The sequence below is a fragment of the Planktothrix mougeotii LEGE 06226 genome (assembly GCF_015207485.1).
GTDB lineage: Bacteria > Cyanobacteriota > Cyanobacteriia > Cyanobacteriales > Microcoleaceae > Planktothrix.
Map to the genome: position 1 here is coordinate 18648 of NZ_JADEWU010000028.1, position 16229 is coordinate 34876.

The 16229-nt window shown below is 37.8% G+C and carries 11 protein-coding genes and 3 pseudogenes; 12 read left to right on the forward strand and 2 right to left on the reverse strand.

Annotated features, from left to right (window positions below; translation table 11 throughout):
• The first annotated feature begins 60 nt into the window (after positions 1-60).
• From IQ236_RS13540 to IQ236_RS13555, 4 genes and pseudogenes are all read left to right on the forward strand, one after another.
• Entirely contained in the window at positions 61-3147 is a 3087-nt protein-coding gene (locus IQ236_RS13540) for an amino acid adenylation domain-containing protein (RefSeq protein WP_193869745.1), read from the forward strand.
• Between the two features lie 18 nt (positions 3148-3165).
• Positions 3166-3738, forward strand: a pseudogene (locus IQ236_RS13545) (thioesterase domain-containing protein); the annotation flags it as partial.
• Positions 3739-3808: 70 nt separating this feature from the next.
• Positions 3809-4840 carry a TauD/TfdA family dioxygenase gene (locus IQ236_RS13550; protein WP_228041617.1) on the forward strand — a complete coding sequence of 344 codons (1032 nt, stop codon included), beginning with the start codon at positions 3809-3811 and terminating at the stop codon, positions 4838-4840.
• The gene (locus IQ236_RS13555) at positions 4806-6155 is read left to right on the forward strand and encodes a flippase (RefSeq protein ID WP_193869747.1); all 1350 of its coding nucleotides are present in this window, start codon (positions 4806-4808) and stop codon (positions 6153-6155) included. The genes IQ236_RS13550 and IQ236_RS13555 overlap by 35 nt, the downstream gene beginning before the upstream one ends.
• Before the next feature lie 98 nt (positions 6156-6253).
• Here IQ236_RS13555 and IQ236_RS13560 read toward each other — a convergent pair.
• Positions 6254-7435: pseudogene (locus IQ236_RS13560) on the reverse strand (RtcB family protein).
• 203 nt (positions 7436-7638) lie between these two features.
• Here IQ236_RS13560 and IQ236_RS13565 point away from each other — a divergent pair.
• Positions 7639-8292: a GNAT family N-acetyltransferase gene (locus IQ236_RS13565; RefSeq protein ID WP_193869748.1), complete on the forward strand. Its 654-nt coding sequence runs from the start codon at positions 7639-7641 to the stop codon at positions 8290-8292.
• 28 nt (positions 8293-8320) lie between these two features.
• Here IQ236_RS13565 and IQ236_RS13570 read toward each other — a convergent pair whose 3' ends face one another.
• Positions 8321-9628, reverse strand: a complete 1308-nt coding sequence (locus tag IQ236_RS13570; protein WP_193869749.1) for a tetratricopeptide repeat protein — start codon at positions 9626-9628, stop codon at positions 8321-8323.
• A gap of 133 nt (positions 9629-9761) precedes the next feature.
• Between IQ236_RS13570 and IQ236_RS13575 the strand changes: the two genes are divergently transcribed.
• The 7 genes and pseudogenes from IQ236_RS13575 (at position 9762) to IQ236_RS13605 (ending at position 15862) form a co-directional block, all read left to right on the forward strand.
• Positions 9762-10904, forward strand: coding sequence for an esterase-like activity of phytase family protein (locus tag IQ236_RS13575; protein WP_228041618.1), 1143 nt, complete (start codon positions 9762-9764; stop codon positions 10902-10904).
• Between the two features lie 310 nt (positions 10905-11214).
• Positions 11215-11853, forward strand: a complete 639-nt coding sequence (locus IQ236_RS13580; RefSeq protein WP_193869750.1) for an NYN domain-containing protein — start codon at positions 11215-11217, stop codon at positions 11851-11853.
• A gap of 64 nt (positions 11854-11917) precedes the next feature.
• Positions 11918-12508, forward strand: coding sequence for a chromophore lyase CpcT/CpeT (locus tag IQ236_RS13585; RefSeq protein WP_193869751.1), 591 nt, complete (start codon positions 11918-11920; stop codon positions 12506-12508).
• Positions 12509-12566: 58 nt separating this feature from the next.
• A complete protein-coding gene (locus IQ236_RS13590; RefSeq protein ID WP_193869752.1) occupies positions 12567-13724 on the forward strand; it encodes an NAD-dependent epimerase/dehydratase family protein in 1158 nt (385 codons plus the stop codon).
• Positions 13725-13798: 74 nt separating this feature from the next.
• Positions 13799-14998 (forward strand): annotated as a pseudogene (locus IQ236_RS13595) (ATP-binding protein); the annotation flags it as partial.
• A complete protein-coding gene (locus IQ236_RS13600) occupies positions 14995-15699 on the forward strand; it encodes a DUF4276 family protein (protein ID WP_193869754.1) in 705 nt (234 codons plus the stop codon). The pseudogene IQ236_RS13595 and the gene IQ236_RS13600, both read left to right, overlap by 4 nt.
• Entirely contained in the window at positions 15689-15862 is a 174-nt protein-coding gene (locus IQ236_RS13605; protein ID WP_193869755.1) for a hypothetical protein, read from the forward strand. Before IQ236_RS13600 ends, IQ236_RS13605 begins: the two co-directional genes overlap by 11 nt.
• The last annotated feature ends 367 nt before the right edge of the window (positions 15863-16229 follow it).

Here is a 16229-nt window from a genome sequence, read left to right on the forward strand (position 1 = left end):
GAATCGGTTTTAGGATAAACTGCAAGAATCAGCAATTTATTTCTGAACCAGAAACTAGAAATGAGTCAAATAATAGATAGACAACTGAACGAATTTATAGAAAAATCTCGGTTACTAACAGGGCAAATCATCCAAGAAAGAGAGCCTTGGAATACAGAAGTTACAGCACAAGCCATCAGACATTTTGCTTATGGGATTAGCGACGATAATCCCCTATGGCTCGATCCAGATTACGCCCGAAAGAGTGATTATGGCAGTCTGGTTGCGCCACCTACTTTTCTAATTTCAGTGTTATACCCATCACTGCATGGATACCCAATGAAATTATCCATGTCCAATTTGATTGCAGAACTGGAATATGAATGGTTCCTCCCGATTTTAGAAGGAGATTCCTTAAATTCATCAGCGAAACAAACAGGGGTTTACGAGTCTAAGGATCGTCAAAATCGTCCCTTGGTTTGTATTCTATCAGAAACAAGCTACTGGAATCAAAAGGAAGAATTAGTCGGTAAAGCCAAGAGTAATTTAGTTTGGGCGGCGCGGACGGAAAACGACTTTTTAGTGAATCGTTCGATTTACGAATATTCGGAGGAAGAATTAGCAGGGATTCGTGAAGCCTTAGAGCAGGAAACTCGCAGGGGCGATCGCGTTTTATGGGGAGAAGATGTTGAGATTAATACAAAACTTCCGCCCTTAGTTCGCGGCCCCTTAACTTTGGGTGATTTGATTTGTTGGCAAGCTGCAGTTGGCCCCTCTTATCGTCCTGGGGCTTTAGGGTATCGCGATATTCTCAAAGCTCCTCATACTGCGGTTAAAAATCCGATCACAGGTTGGTCAATTAAAAATTCTCAACACCATGAGGATTTTCTCTTAGCGAAACAACGGGGAATGCCCGCCCCTTTTGATAATGGGGTGATGCGCTTTGCTTGGCTGTCGCCGTTGTTGACGAACTGGATGGGCGATCGCGGACAGCTTAAACGCTTATCGGTACAAATGATCGCTCCAGTTTTATATGGAGATACAATTTGGTATGAAGGAACAGTGATTAAAAAAACAGAGAGCGAATTAGGAATTTTAGCCAAAGTCAAAATTACAGGCACAAATCAACTGGGAGAACTAACCACCACAGGAGAAGGAGAAGTTTTACTTCCCAGTCGAACTCGGACACCTGAAAAAAATTCTGTTGAATTCATCCTCGCCAATTCTTATCCAGAAGAACCCTGTTTTCATCAGTTAATTGAAGTGCAAGTCGAAGGAAGACCAGAGGCGATCGCTCTGATTGATAATCGCCAACAACTCACTTATCGAGAATTCAATCAGCAAGCTAACCAACTGGCTCATTATCTCAAGCAATTCAATCTTAAACCTAATACTTTAATCGGAATTTGTTTAGACCGTTCTTGTGAATTTGCGATCGCGATTCTTGCCATTCTCAAAGCAGGTAGCGGTTATTTACCCCTAGACCCAGACTATCCGGCAGAGCGTTTAGCATTTATGTTAAAAGATGCCCAAGTTCCGGTTGTCATCACGCGCAAAGAACTTGGAAAAATCAATCCAGAGTCAGACATAAAGTTCGTTTATCTCGACTCAAACCACTCAGAAATTACCGAGCAAAGTTTAGAAAACCCAGCAGATGAAGTCAGTTCTAACCATCTGGCTTATGCAGTCTATACATCTGGATCGACAGGTCAACCTAAAGCAGTTTGCATTCCCCACTATAGCTTATCTTCTTATCTGCAATCGATTGTTTTGCCTTTAGGAATTGAACCCAGTGATCATTATTTACATACTGCTTCTTTTGCCTTTTCAGCCGGGGTGAGGCAAACGCTTTTACCGTTATTTTTAGGGGCAACATTAATCATTGCTGATCGCGAACAAAGACAAGACCCTGTACAGCTTTTCCAACTGATTAAAAATGCCAAAGTCACCATCTGGGATACCGTGCCGACCATCTGGCGATTTTGTATCGATTTTTTGCAAGAAATAGACAGTCAATTCAGATTGGATTTACTGAATAATTCCTTACGATTAATTTTAGTGACCGGAGAACCTTTGGCTTGGAATATTCCCCACGATTGGCGTTATCAAATCCAACATCACGCCCAAATGATTAATCTGTATTCCCAATCTGAAACTACCGGAACTGTAAGTTATTATATCATTCCTGAAGCGTTTCAAGATCAAACCGGAATTGTCCCTTTAGGAAAGCCTGTTGAAGATGCAACGATTTTATTACTAGACGAACATTTAAAACCCGTACCCGAAGGAGAAATTGGAGAACTCTGTGTAGCCGGAAAACGTCAAGTCTGTAGTTATCTCAATCGTCCAGAATTAACTGCCCAGAAATTTATTCTTAACCCCTTTAAAGGAATAACTCATCTTTATAAAACCGGAGATTTAGCCCGGTATTCGCCAGAGGTAATATTAGAATTTGTTGGCAGAAGCGATCGCCGGATCAAAATCAGAGGATTTCGAGTAGAACTCGAAGGAATAGAAGCAACCCTAAACCAACATCCAAATGTCAAAGAAACTGTAGTCATTGCCCGCGATGATTCGCCAAAAGACAAGAATTTAGTAGCTTACGTTGCCACTAATAATCATCCTTTGAATCCAGAAGAATCCACTCAAATGCAAGAAAAACTTCGCAATTTTATTGCCGAAAAATTACCGGAATATGCTGTACCAAACTTCTTTGTTTTTTTAGATACTTTGCCCCGAAATCCTAACGGTAAATTAGAGCGACGTAATCTTCCTTCTCCCCAATCATTAACTCGTCAACAAAGTAATTTTATCGCTCCTCGCGATGAATTGGAATTAGAATTAACCAAGATTTGGGAAAGCATTTTAGAAACTCAACCCATTGGCATCCAAGACAACTTTTTTTCCTGGGGAGGTCATTCTCTTTTAGCAGTTCGCTTGTTTGCCAAAATTGAGCAAATATTTAACCAAAATTTACCCCTATCAATTCTTTTTGATGCTCCCACTATCGAGCAACTCGCTAATCTCTTACGTCAGGAAGGATGGTCAGCAACTTGGTCATCATTAGTTGCAATTAAGCCCAAGGGATCAAGACCGCCTTTATTCTGTGTTCATGGCGTGGGTGGCAATATTTTATCTTATCGAAATTTAGCGAATTATCTGCCTTGAGATTTACCCGTTTATGGACTACAAGCTTTAGGCTTAGATGGAAAACAACCTTATTTAACCACAATTGAAGCGATGGCAGAACATTATCTCACAGAAATTCAGTTGGTTCAACCGCAAGGGCCTTACTTTTTGTTAGCGCATTCTTTTGGGGGAAAAGTTATTTTAGAAATGGCGCAAAAACTCCATAAACAAGGTCAAAATATTGCCTTATTAGCTTTGTTAGATTCTTCTTCCCCGGAAGAAAAGTTCATTCCTCTTTCCCCAGCCGAAGAACACCAGCGCCAAGAAAAATTTATTAGTCAACTTCCCCCTTGGTCGCGAGAGCCTGGAATTTCACCTTTAATTGAAGTTTTATACCAAGCAAAACGCCAATATGAAGCCAAGCCTTATCCGGGTAAAATCGTTTATTTTAAGGCTAAAGAACAAGGATCAAGAAATACTGATATATTTATCGAGAACTGGCGAAAGTTCGCTCAAGGGGGCTTAGACTGTTATGAAGTTAGTGGAGATCATTGGTCTATGCTTGAAGAACCTCACGTTCAAGAGTTAGCCCAACAAATAGAATTGTGTTTGGCTATGAATTTTTCTTGAGTTTGTTCTATAATCGTCTAAATTAAAGCCAGAATTAGGTCAAGCAAATAGAGTCAAATTAACTGAATGTATGCACACAAATTCGTCCCGTAAAACAACAAGCGTTAATTGCTCCTCTCCCGATGCACTAATCAAGATTTTGCCTGAAGTTGTTAACCAGGTTGAACAAAAGGGGTTTTCTGTTTTTTCCGCTTGGGATACGGAAGCAGATACTGTCCAAAAAATTCCCCGACAATTTGGCAAAATCATGAGACATATTAGGGCAGATGAATCAGGAATTACCACCGTTGCTCAGGAAAAATCTTGGCATCAAAATTCCAATTCTAGTCAAAATTCACCCATTGAGAAAAATGAATATCAAAGTTATGATGCCCATGAAGTCATAGCCCATACGGATGGAACTTTCATTGATGGCATGAATATCATTGATGGTCAGATCGTGCGTGTAGAACCGCCTTATGTTGTACTTTTTCAATGTGTCGCTCCGGCTGAAGAAGGAGGAGAATTAATTTTAATTGATACCCAGCAGGTTTTGAGCGATATGCTAGTTGAAAATGCCCCATTAGCAAAAATTCTCTTAACACCGGGATGTATATCTTTTTGTCGCGATGACCAAATTGCTTTAGACTTTCCAGTATTTCAACAAAGGTTTGATGGTAGTTTGCGAGTTCGGATTAATTGCGACAATAAGGCTTTTACACCAGATTGGTCTTATGAGGCAGTTAAAAGATTATATGAAGAGTATTTCAAGAATCCAAAATATCGAGTAGCTCTCAAATTAGAGTCCAAAGATGTTTTAGTTATCGACAATTATCGGGTTTTGCACGGTCGTGCTGTTTATCAAGTTTATAACAACAATAATATCCGACATCATCGACGGATCTGGGTTGCTAACGAACCTCCGAACCTGGTTAAAAATTTGCAAGAAGAAGTCAAGATGAAGCGTGCCTTTGAAATTTACAATCCTTACCGAATCACTTCTCCTTTGCTCGAAGAAGTTCCTTTTAAAATCAAAGGCGGAATTCGTTTAAAAGCGGAAAGTGAAAAATTATTACAAGGTATTTTGCATGACTCAAACTTCTCTAACTCAAACGGAAAATAGTGTTAGAATTATTACTCTCGCTAAGAGCAGCGCGATCGCTTTAACTTTACAATTTGCGGGAGTGGCTCTGGCTTACCTCGTTCAAGTCTTTCTCGCTCGCTGGATGGGAAAAACTGAATATGGTATCTACGAATATGTTATAACTTGGTCTTTGTTATTAGCCGTACCTGCCAGCCTGGGTTTGCCGAGGGCTGTCGTTCGTTTTATTAATGAATACCGCGTTAAGCAAGAGTGGGGACTTCTGCGAGGACTCGTACTGGGGAGTTGGCAACTCACGATCGGGATGGGTTTGTTCCTAGGTGTGTTGGGTACAGGATTAATTTTCCTCGTCAACCACTACTATCCATTTTCTTATGCTCCCGTTTTACTAATTGGGATTTGGTTAGTTCCCTTGCAAGGGTTAGTTTTATTGCAAGAAGATATGGCTCGGGGAGCGGAAGATATTATCCTTGCTTATACTCCCACGAAAGTAATTTGGCCGATGCTGGTACTGGTTGGGGGGTTTCTTCTCTGGCATGATCAGCATATTCTTGGCAGCATTTCGATGACTGAGGTAGCTTTGGGGACGCTGTTGGGAATTATCGCCTTTCAAGGCTGTCTGGTATGGTTCAAAATTCAGGGTGATCTCGTTGTTACCGATCCCATTTATACTCCTAGGGCTTGGTTAAAAGTTTCCCTACCCCTTCTGCTTTATCGCGCCTTCCGAGAACTTCTAGTGCAAACGGATATTTTAATGTTGGGTTCATTTGTCGGTGCTGGTGCGGTTGGTATCTATAGTCCAGCTTCCAAAACTGCTCTGTGGGTCAGTTTTGTCTTGCAAGCTATTAATATTGTCGTTGCACCTGCTTTTGCCATTCTCCACACCCAAGGTGAGCGGGCTGAATTACAAAAGGTCATTTCTATCGTTACGGTTTGGATTTTCTGGTCGTCAATAGCCATCGGACTCACCTTAATTGTTTTTGCCAAACCCCTTCTGGCAATTTTTGGCCCGGAATTTACCGAAGCTCATTGGGCTTTAAAAATTCTGGTCATCGGACAATTGGTTAATGCTTTATCGGGTTCGGTGGGCAATTTACTCTCGATGACGGGCTATCAAAATCAATTAATGCTGGTTTCGGGTTGTACTGCTTTAATTAATCTGGTTTTAAATGCTATTGCTATTCCTCTGTGGGGTACTGTGGGAGCCGCTTTAACCACTGCTCTCACACTCAGTATTTGGAATGTCTGGCTGGCTATAATCGTGATTCGTAATTTAGGCGTTAATCCTACTGTTTTTTCGAGTTTTGGACTGGGGATAAATCAGAGCAGTATATAGCCCTGTTATTGATTAAGGCACTATGAATTCGGGTGCGATCGCCTATTTTAGTGTTAAGTTAACACGCTTTGAAGAAGACCGCACCCCGTATACTCTATTTACCCTTTAACACAGAGAATTTGTTTCAAAGTCGCCACAACTTCAACTAAATCGGATTGTTGTTTCATGACTTCATCAATGGGTTTATAAGCACCCGGAATTTCATCAATCACGCCTGTATCCTTGCGGCATTCAATTCCTTGAGTTTGTTGAATTAAATCATCTAAAGTAAAGGTTTTTTTGGCTTTACTCCGAGACATTAATCGCCCTGCGCCGTGGGAACAACTACAATAACTATCATGATTTCCCTTGCCTTTAACAATAAAAGATTTTGCTCCCATTGAACCGGGAATAATCCCATAATCTTGTTCTGTGGCGCGGACTGCACCTTTACGAGTCACATAAACTTCCTCGCCAAAATGCAGTTCTTTTTCAGAATAATTATGATGACAATTCACCTCTAATAAAGGTTTAGTGGGTTTACCTCCCGCAACGGCTTTTTCTACAATTCGTTTAAACCGTGCCATCATAATATCTCGATTAAATCAGGCATAATGTTGTGCCCATTGTAAATCATTCCAATAGGCTGCAAATTCGGGAGTTCCTGATACAAAATACGCTAAATCAGGGTCAGGAAGTTTAAGTTCAGCTAATTTTGCTAGGTGTTTTGCGGTGTCAATATGGTTCTGGGCTAACATATTACCAATATGACGAGAACCAGAATGCAACATTAACCAAATATTGTTTTCTGCATCTAAACACAGTTCAATAAAATGATTTCCTCCTCCTAAAGATCCCATTTGTTTCATTGCTTTTGATTCTAAGTTTTGCACCTTAGAATGTAGGTCTTTAAAGTTTCGCCATCCTTGCCAGTTGGTAACAGCTTTTTCAATGTCTTTATTGTCATTAAATCCGACTGGAATAGCAGCTTCAATTTCTTGGCGAATTTTTTTAAGTTTTCCCTCTACTTGTTCGCCAGTAAACGGTAATTTGAGCGCACACATCCCACAACCCACATCAACCCCCACAGCCGCAGGAATAATGGCTTCTTTTGTAGCAATAACAGAACCGACTAATGCCCCTTTTCCTAAGTGAACATCGGGCATTAAAGCAACGTGCTTAAACACAAAGGGCAAAGAAGCGACGTTTTTTGCCATTTTGGTTTCTTCGGAACCTAACTCATGATTTGCCCAAGATAGGACGGGTTTAGGGGTGGAAAGATTTAAGGTTTCGTAAGGCATAAGAGTTTTATAGGGGATCTAAATATACATCTATATCAATAATATTACATTTATACTACATTGTCAAGAGGCGTGCAGATTTATGATAGGGTTAAGTTAAGTGAACTAGAAACCGGGTTTCTCAACAGATCTTAATTTGATGCCATTAATCTCCCCTAGAAACCCGGTTTCTGACGGCGATCATTTCCCTACTAAAATCTCCTATGTATTCAACTAACCCGCAAATTGAATTTAAGCAAATTCAGCATCTTGATCACCCTGATTTTGAGAATGCGATCGCTCTTTATGAACAAACATTTCCGCCTCAAGAAAAAATTCCGATTTCTTGGATACGAGAAGCAATTTTAACTCAAAAAACTCAATTATGGGGCGGTTATTATCAAGAACAATTCGCCCTAATGTCAATTTTATATCCCCTTCCCAGTTCTAATTTTATTCTATTAGCTTATTTAGCAACAGTTCCCCATTTGAGGAATATTAAAATTGGGTCTAAATTTTTAAAATATCTAATAGATTTAGAGAAAAGAGAGTCTAAATCGTTGATTTTAGAAGTTGAACATCCTGACTTTGGCGAAAATCGAGAATTAAAGCAGCGTAGAATTCAATTTTATCAACGGTTGGGAGCTAAAAAATTACAGGATATTGTATATATTTTACCAGCTTTAGATGGAACTAAAACTACAGAAATGATATTAATGCTGATTTCTGATACAAATTCAGAAAAGCTCGAAAAAACCGTTGTTAAACAGTTAATTCGAGAGTTATATACAGAAGTTTATCATCGTCATCCCGATGATCCGATTTTTAATTGGATTGAAAATATTAAAGATGATATTATTATTCTTACTGATAACTGATAACTGATAACTGATAACTGATAACTGATTATTGATTCATTTGACGATTAACAATATCAATTTTTTTAACAAAATAATCCTCTCTGTATTTTAATTGTTGTGCTAATCCTAATCCTTGTTGAAAGGCGGCGATCGCAGATTGATAGGCTTTTTGTGATAAATAAATATCGCCAATTTGATCATAAGCATTCATCATGCCATAATAGTTATAAGCTTGTTGATTGACTAAAACTTGAGCTTGATAAATATCTAAAGCGGTTTTAATTTGATTTTGAGAGCGATAAAGTTTCCCCAGTCTTCCTAATGCTTCGCTGGCGTTATCAAACTGTTGAATAGAGGTCGCAATACTGTAGGCTTCTTGATAGGTTAATCCGGCTTGTTCAAATTGTCCTAATTTTTCATAATTCCCACCAATTGCTAATTTAATTTCGGGAATGGGAAATAAATTAGGTTGATTTGCATAATAACCTGCTAGTCTTTCCCGAACAGAAATAGCTTTTAAATATTCTCCAATTTGTTCATAAATAAAAGCTAATTGTTGCAGCGATCGCACTTCACTTGCTGGCGGTGTTGGGTTGGGATTTTCTGGTGTCGCAGGTTGGGGTTGAGGCGGTGGCACATCTCCTCGTATTGTGCGAATTTCCTGCTGTAATTCTAACAGTTTTTCATAGGTTTCTGCGGCGTTGGGATAATCTAACCAATTCATATAAATTTGAGCAATCTCATTAAAATATTGTTCTTCGGCTAAAATATCTTGACTTTTGTTAGCTGTTTCTAATAAAGCTTGATAAACAGTTAAAGCTTGTGTTTTGGCTCTAACATTTTTAAAAGCTAATCCCAATAATTGCCATAATTCCAAATTATTATTTTTTTCTGTTTGCAGTTTTTGTAAAATTTGATCCAGACGTTCAGTGATAAATTTTATATAGAGTCGTTGACTATTATTCCAAGCAATTAATCCCACCCGATTTAAAGCAGCAATTTCTTGAGATAATCCGAAATAACGACGAATTCTTAACTCTCGGTTCCATAATTCAAACGCACCCGGAATATTTTGGGCGGCTAATAAGGCGGTTGCTTCTGCATTTAATTTGACTAATTCTGGTTCTAAGATTTCCTGTTGACTTTGACCTAAAATTTGTCCTTCCGAGGGAGGGGAAGGAAGTAAAGGATCAAGTTCTTTACTGAATAAGGGGTTAGGAGAAAAATCATCGAGTAGAGGTTTTTCGGGTTCAGTTTCTTTTTGTTTTTGGGCGATCGCAATTTCGGTGTTTCCGAAACCCGATAAAAGGATAGTAACAACCATTACAAGAGTTAGGTTTTTACGATTGCTCATAAAGTTAAAAGGGTATTTTTAAAAGATATTATAGCAAGCATCTATTAATTGTACCCTAAAAGTAACCGTCAATCTACTAAAAGTTGATAAAATATGGGATAATAGCAAAATTAGCATTCGGGAGGAAAGGAAATTGAAAGCAATCAAAAAATACAATCGTCTTTTTAAAAGCCTAACAATCTTATTCTGTAGTCTAATTTTGTTAACCGCTTGTTCCATTCCCCAAGTGTCCGCAGAGGATCGAATGTTTGTTGATTTATCCTTAAATTTTTTAGGGAAATATGAACTATCAAACCCAATTTTATCAGACGATCAACCTGTAAATCAGTTATCTTCTCTAACTTATCAAGTTCCGGGGTATGGAACCTCAACGGATAATAGAATTCAATTTTATGGGTTATCAGATGCAGTAACAGCAGAGTCTCCAGCTAAATTTTATACCCTTAACTTTACCTTAGATCCTTCTGAATCAATTCCTTTAAAAAATATCACCCTAGAGGGATTTACACAACTCAAGGATAAACAAGATCAACCGCTTTTGGAAACACAAGTTTATCCTGAAAGTATTGCATTTTCTCCTCGTAACTCGGTCTTTATTGCAACCGAAAATTTAGAAAATGCTAACACTCCTCCTTTAATTGCTGAATACGATTTAAAAACAGGACAATTAAAAAATACCGTTCCCCTTTCTCCGTTTTATCTTACCCAATTTAATAACTCTGAACAAACCCAAGGAGTCGAACCTAAATTTGGCTTTAAAGCCTTAACAATTTCTCCCGATGGCTTTAGTCCCGATGGTCGAGATCCCTTTAGATTATTTACGGTGACAGAAAAACCTTTAATTCAAGATCGAGATCCAGAAAATTCAACTAAATTAAGATTATTGCATTATGTCATCGCAGATAGAGCTTCTTTTCTAGTTTCTGAAACCTTATATCTACTAGATGAAACCTCTCAACGCTTAGTGGATATTGCAGCGGCTAAAGGGGGAATATTACTGAGTTTAGAACAATCAAAAGACACGGGTAAAATTTATCAGTTATTCACCGGAGATGCAACGGACACCTCTCGTATGGTGAGTTTACAAGGAGACTTAATTAAAGTACAACCTGTGCGAAAAAAATTATTACTTGATTTACAAGATTTAGGAATATCTTTACAACAGTTAAAGGGAATGACGTTAGGCTCTCGTTTACCGGATGGAAATCAAAGTTTAGTCTTAATGGGTGAAGATGATAATAAAAGGACTCAGGTTTTATTATTGAGTTTGAAATAAATCTAAAAATTTTAATACCCTCTCCCCACGGTCTATAGATGTGTAGAGAGAAGGTAGATCAATTATTGGATGCCAGCCTACTGGCTTACGGATATTTATATCTTAGCCTCAGATCAGGCTAAGTGTCAACTCTGGTGTTGAAATCCATTTTTTTGAGGAAAGCTTGATGATATAGTAGGGAACAGGGAGCAACTTCACTTGAAAGTGGAAAAGAGTTCACCACTTTGGGTTGACTGCATCGGTCTTTGTCCTAAGCATTAGCTGTGACTGCTATAATATTATTGTTTTACATCATAATCAAGGGATAAAGATGAAGTCAGTCAGTATTCTTTTAGATGGTGGTTTTGTCACAAAAAAACTCTATACCTTATTAGAAAATCGACAACCAACTGCTCATGATGTGTTGAACTTTTCCAAATGTTGTCTCAAAAATGATGAAGAATTATTTAGGATTTATTATTATGACTGTCCTCCCTTCGAGCAAAAGATTACAAACCCTATCTCAAGAGAAGAAATAGACTTTAGTGCAACAGAGGTTTGTGGGCAAAAAAAATCGCTTCAGGATTCTTTAGCGGTAACGGATTATATTGCTTTTAGGCGAGGTGTGCTTTCTTTTAAAGGTTGGGTTTTGAAGCGCAAAGCCTTAAAAGAAATCACTAGAACTGCACGTCCTTTAACAGCAGAAGACTTTGAGCCTGAGTTTACACAAAAAGAAGTTGATATAAAAATAGGCCTTGATGTTGCCTGGTTAGCTTCTAAACGAATTGTTCAACGGATTATTTTGGTAACTGGAGATAGTGATTTTGTTCCTGCTATGAAATTTGCTCGTCGAGAGGGGGTTCAGGTTATATTAGTGCCAATGGGACATCGCCAGATTTCGGTAAGCTTAAAAGAACACGCTGATGAAGTCCGCGATGTAATTTATCCGCCGATACCAACCGCAATATAGATACTGATATTATGATAACTTTGATTTTGAATTATTATCTATCTAATCTCAATAGAATTTAGCCATGACTCATTCTACCGATATTGTCGCCTTAGCGAAATTAATGGCTGCGGACTTCAGTAACCAAGCGCAAGCCTTTGAAAACCCGCCGTTTTTTGCCCATATTCGGGTTTGTATGCGTCCCCTCCCGGTCGCCTTATTAGACGGTGTTAGCTTGTATTTAGAACAAGCCTATGATATTAACTTAAAACAACCCTATCGCGTGCGGGTGTTGAAATTAGTTCAAAAAGAAAATCACATTGAAATCGAGAATTATGTGATTGAAAATGAACAGGAATTTCATGGTGCTTCCCGTGAACCCGAACGACTGCAACAGTTAACAAAAGACCGTTTGAAAAAAATGGAAAAATGCTCTTTTATTACCCATTGGACAGGACATAGTTTTAAAGGAGAAGTCGAACCCGGTAAAGGATGTATAGTCGAACGCAAAGGAAACGTCACCTACCTGGCGAGTGAATTTGAAATTGATGAACACCATTTTATTAGTCACGACCGGGGACACGACCCAGAAACCGATGAACAACTGTGGGGTGCTTTAGCAGGGCCATTTCAATTCGTGCGCTGGACAAGTTTTGCGGACGAGGTAAAAATTTGATCCCCTTTCCTGATAAATTTACCCAATATTGGCACATCAAGATTCAACAAGTGTATTTATGAAAGTCCTGGTTATTGGTGGGGATGGCTACTGTGGTTGGGCCACAGCGTTGTATTTGTCCAATCGTGGCTATGAAGTCGGTATTCTGGATAGTTTAGTTCGACGTCACTGGGATCAACAACTGTGTATTGATACGTTAACCCCTATTGCACCGATTCAGCAACGGATTCAACGTTGGAAAGATTTAACAGGAAAGTTTATTGACCTGTTTATTGGGGATATCAATAACTACGATTTCCTGATCAAGAGTTTACTTAAGTTTGAACCGCAAGCCATTATTCACTTTGGAGAACAACGTTCTGCACCATTCTCGATGATTGATAGAGAACACGCCGTTCTCACCCAAGCAAATAACGTTATTGGCAACCTCAACCTGTTATATGCCATGCGGGAGCATTTTCCCGATTGTCATTTGGTGAAGTTGGGAACGATGGGAGAATATGGAACCCCCAATATTGATATTGAGGAAGGCTATATTACCATCGAACATAACGGCCGTAAAGATACTTTACCCTATCCTAAACAACCCGGCAGTTTCTATCACCTCAGCAAGGTACATGACAGCCATAATATCCATTTTGCTTGTAAAATTTGGGGTCTACGAGCAACGGATTTAAACCAAGGTGTTGTTTATGGGGTGTTGACAGAAGAAACCGGAATGGATGAACTGTTAATTAACCGTCTCGACTATGATGGCGTTTTCGGAACGGCTTTAAACCGTTTCTGTATTCAAGCCGCTATTGGTCATCCGTTAACAGTGTATGGAAAAGGTGGACAAACTAGAGCCTTTTTAGATATTCGGGATACGGTACGCTGTATTGAATTAGCATTAGAAAATCCGGCAGATGTTGGACAATTCCGCGTCTTTAATCAGTTTACCGAATTGCATAGCGTCGGTGACTTAGCCCTGATGGTTAAAAATGCGGGTATTGCTTTAGGATTAGATGTGGAAGTGGAGAATATTCCTAATCCCCGTGTTGAATTAGAAGACCATTATTTCAACGCTAAAAATACAAATCTATTGGATTTAGGTTTACAACCCCATTTTCTGTCTGATTCCTTGTTAGATTCGCTGTTGAATTTTGCCATTAAGTATAAGCAACGGGTTGATAATACCCAAATTATGCCCAAAGTGTCATGGCGTAATCCGGGTTAATCAGGGAGAATGTTGTTGATGTTTACTGTAGAGAAAAGTTATGGTCTCTACAGTAAGCACTAAATTTTAAACCTTTCCTAACGATGAAATTAGATATTGTTGAGTATATTGAAAATGAAGGTTTACCGAGTCAATGGAGTATTGAGGGATGTCAACTCGGTTATATTAATTTAATTGTTGGTAAAAATGCGACAGGAAAATCGAGAATTCTCAAAGCGATAAATATTTTAGCTGATTTATTAGCTGATCGAGAAAAAATTAAATCCAGTTCTAACAAAAGACAGTGGAATTTAATTTTTAACGCTTATGAACCTGAAGAAAAAATAGAATATACACTAATTATTGATCAAGGTCAAGTTACTTTAGAAAATTTTTATATCGGTTCAAAAACTTACCTAGAACGCGGAGAAGGTGGAGAAGGAAGAATTTTTGCAGAAGAATTACAAACTCAGATGAAGTTTCAAACTCCCACTGATAAACTCGCTGCGGTAGAACGTCGGGATACCGTTCAACATCCTTTTTTTGAATCTTTATATAATTGGGCTAAATCTTTAAGATATTATCGATTTGGAACCTCATTAGGTAAGAATTCTTTCCTGGCATTTTCTGCAAAAAAAGATATCAGAACAATTATTGATTTTAAAGATACAGATTTTGTTGTTGAGATTTTGAAAATCGGTAAAGAAGACTTTGGAGATAAGTTTGTTGAATCGATTTTAAGCGATATGAAATCGATAGGATATGATTTATCTTGGATTGAAATTCAAAAACCTTCCTTTCTTCAAGAAGAAATAGAATCTGTTCCTTTTTTCCTTGAAGATGCACAATATTTATCGGTTCGAGAACATACTTTAAACGCCAACACTGAACAATCTCAAATGTCTCAAGGGATGTTTAGAGCATTATCATTGATTATTCAAATTAATTATGCTCTATTTAGCCGAGAACAATGTCCTGATTGTATTTTAATTGATGATATTGGCGAAGGATTAGATTATGAACGTTCATCAGCTTTAATAAAATTACTGATTGAAAAAGCAAAGACTGGATCATTACAACTGATTATGACTACTAATGATCGGTTTATTATGAATGGTGTTCCCCTTGAATATTGGTCTGTAATTGAACGCTTACCCGGATGTTCTAAGTTATATAATATTTATAATTCCCAAGATAGATTTGAAGAATTTGAGCTTACCGGATTAAATAATTTTGACTTTTTCTCAAGTGACTTTTATTTAGAAGGCTTCGCTGATGAGGACGCTACAGCATGAGGAAGTTAGCGATTTTTGTAGAAGGTCAAACTGAACAAATTTTTGTTCGAGAGTTTCTAAAATCCTTTGCAAGTCAGCATTCTATCCGTATCGAGGAAGCGGTTATTGGAGGTAAGAAAAAAATCCGTACAGTTACACTGATTAAAAATGAACCTCCCAATCCAGAAACCGAATTTTATATTCTAATTTATGATTCAGGACAAGATAACAGTGTTAATTCAGATATGAGAGATCAACGCTCTAGTTTAACTCAAAATGGATATGAAAAAATTATTGGATTAAGAGATTTATATCCTAAAAATATTTCAGAAAAAGCAACTTTAGAGCGAAGTTTTCAATATACTTTACGCAATCAAACAGGAATTCCGATTCATTTAATTTTTGCTGTTATGGAATTTGAAGCTTGGTTCTTAGCTGAATGGAAACATTTTCAAAAGATAGATAAATGTTTAACCCCTAATTATATTAAACAAGAATTTGGATTTAACCCTGAAATTGATAATATGGAAAATAGATCTCACCCTGCGGAAGATTTAGATCTAATTTATCAACGAGTTGGACGCTGCTATGATAAAACTAAAGCTCAAGTTGAAGAAATTGTCTCCTATTTAGATTTTGATTTTATCCGTTTAGATGTTGTTAATCGTGTTGAGCAGTTAAAATTATTTATAAAAGAAATTAATACATTTTTTGAACTTTAAGTTAACACGTCAGCAAAAAACTGAACTCAAACGTCAGCAACAGGAAGCTAAGTTCAAACAGAAACAGGGAAAAGAAATTTGTCAGTTAATTATTATTGTGACTGGTGTAATTTTATTAGGAGGAATTGGATTGTTGATTTTAATCGTTTTAATTCTAAGCTGAGTAATCTAAATATTGTGGCTTCAGAAACTCCTCAAAATCGTTTATCAACGTCTGAAAAGTTAGCAGTATAAGCATCAAAACTAATTGAAAATCCTCCCCATCCTCTAACCGTTTGGAAACAATCTATTAATTTACTTGAATCTATTCCTAAAGATTCTTTTATTTATCCTGAAAGTCAAGATCGACTAAAAATTTATCGAACAAATCATGAAGCATTAGCCCAAAAAAACCAGCAGAAAAATCAATAATCAGACCCTATTAACCCTCACAGGGATTCCTTTTTCCGTTCAGCAAACTTTTTTTGAGCTTCTGTATTTTCATTTTTGAATTTAGGATTATAACCCCATGATTTGTCTGATTCTTTATT

Excerpts from the sequence above, each read along its gene's own strand:
- IQ236_RS13540 (WP_193869745.1), top strand. The coding sequence starts at position 61 with ATGAGTCAAATAATAGATAGACAACTGAACGAATTTATAGAAAAATCT.
- IQ236_RS13580 (WP_193869750.1), top strand. The coding sequence starts at position 11,215 with ATGAAGTCAGTCAGTATTCTTTTAGATGGTGGTTTTGTCACAAAAAAA.
- IQ236_RS13550 (WP_228041617.1), top strand. The coding sequence starts at position 3,809 with ATGCACACAAATTCGTCCCGTAAAACAACAAGCGTTAATTGCTCCTCT.
- IQ236_RS13570 (WP_193869749.1), bottom strand. The coding sequence starts at position 9,628 with ATGAGCAATCGTAAAAACCTAACTCTTGTAATGGTTGTTACTATCCTT.
- IQ236_RS13590 (WP_193869752.1), top strand. The coding sequence starts at position 12,567 with ATGAAAGTCCTGGTTATTGGTGGGGATGGCTACTGTGGTTGGGCCACA.
- IQ236_RS13600 (WP_193869754.1), top strand. The coding sequence starts at position 14,995 with ATGAGGAAGTTAGCGATTTTTGTAGAAGGTCAAACTGAACAAATTTTT.
- IQ236_RS13585 (WP_193869751.1), top strand. The coding sequence starts at position 11,918 with ATGACTCATTCTACCGATATTGTCGCCTTAGCGAAATTAATGGCTGCG.
- IQ236_RS13555 (WP_193869747.1), top strand. The coding sequence starts at position 4,806 with ATGACTCAAACTTCTCTAACTCAAACGGAAAATAGTGTTAGAATTATT.
- IQ236_RS13565 (WP_193869748.1), top strand. The coding sequence starts at position 7,639 with ATGTATTCAACTAACCCGCAAATTGAATTTAAGCAAATTCAGCATCTT.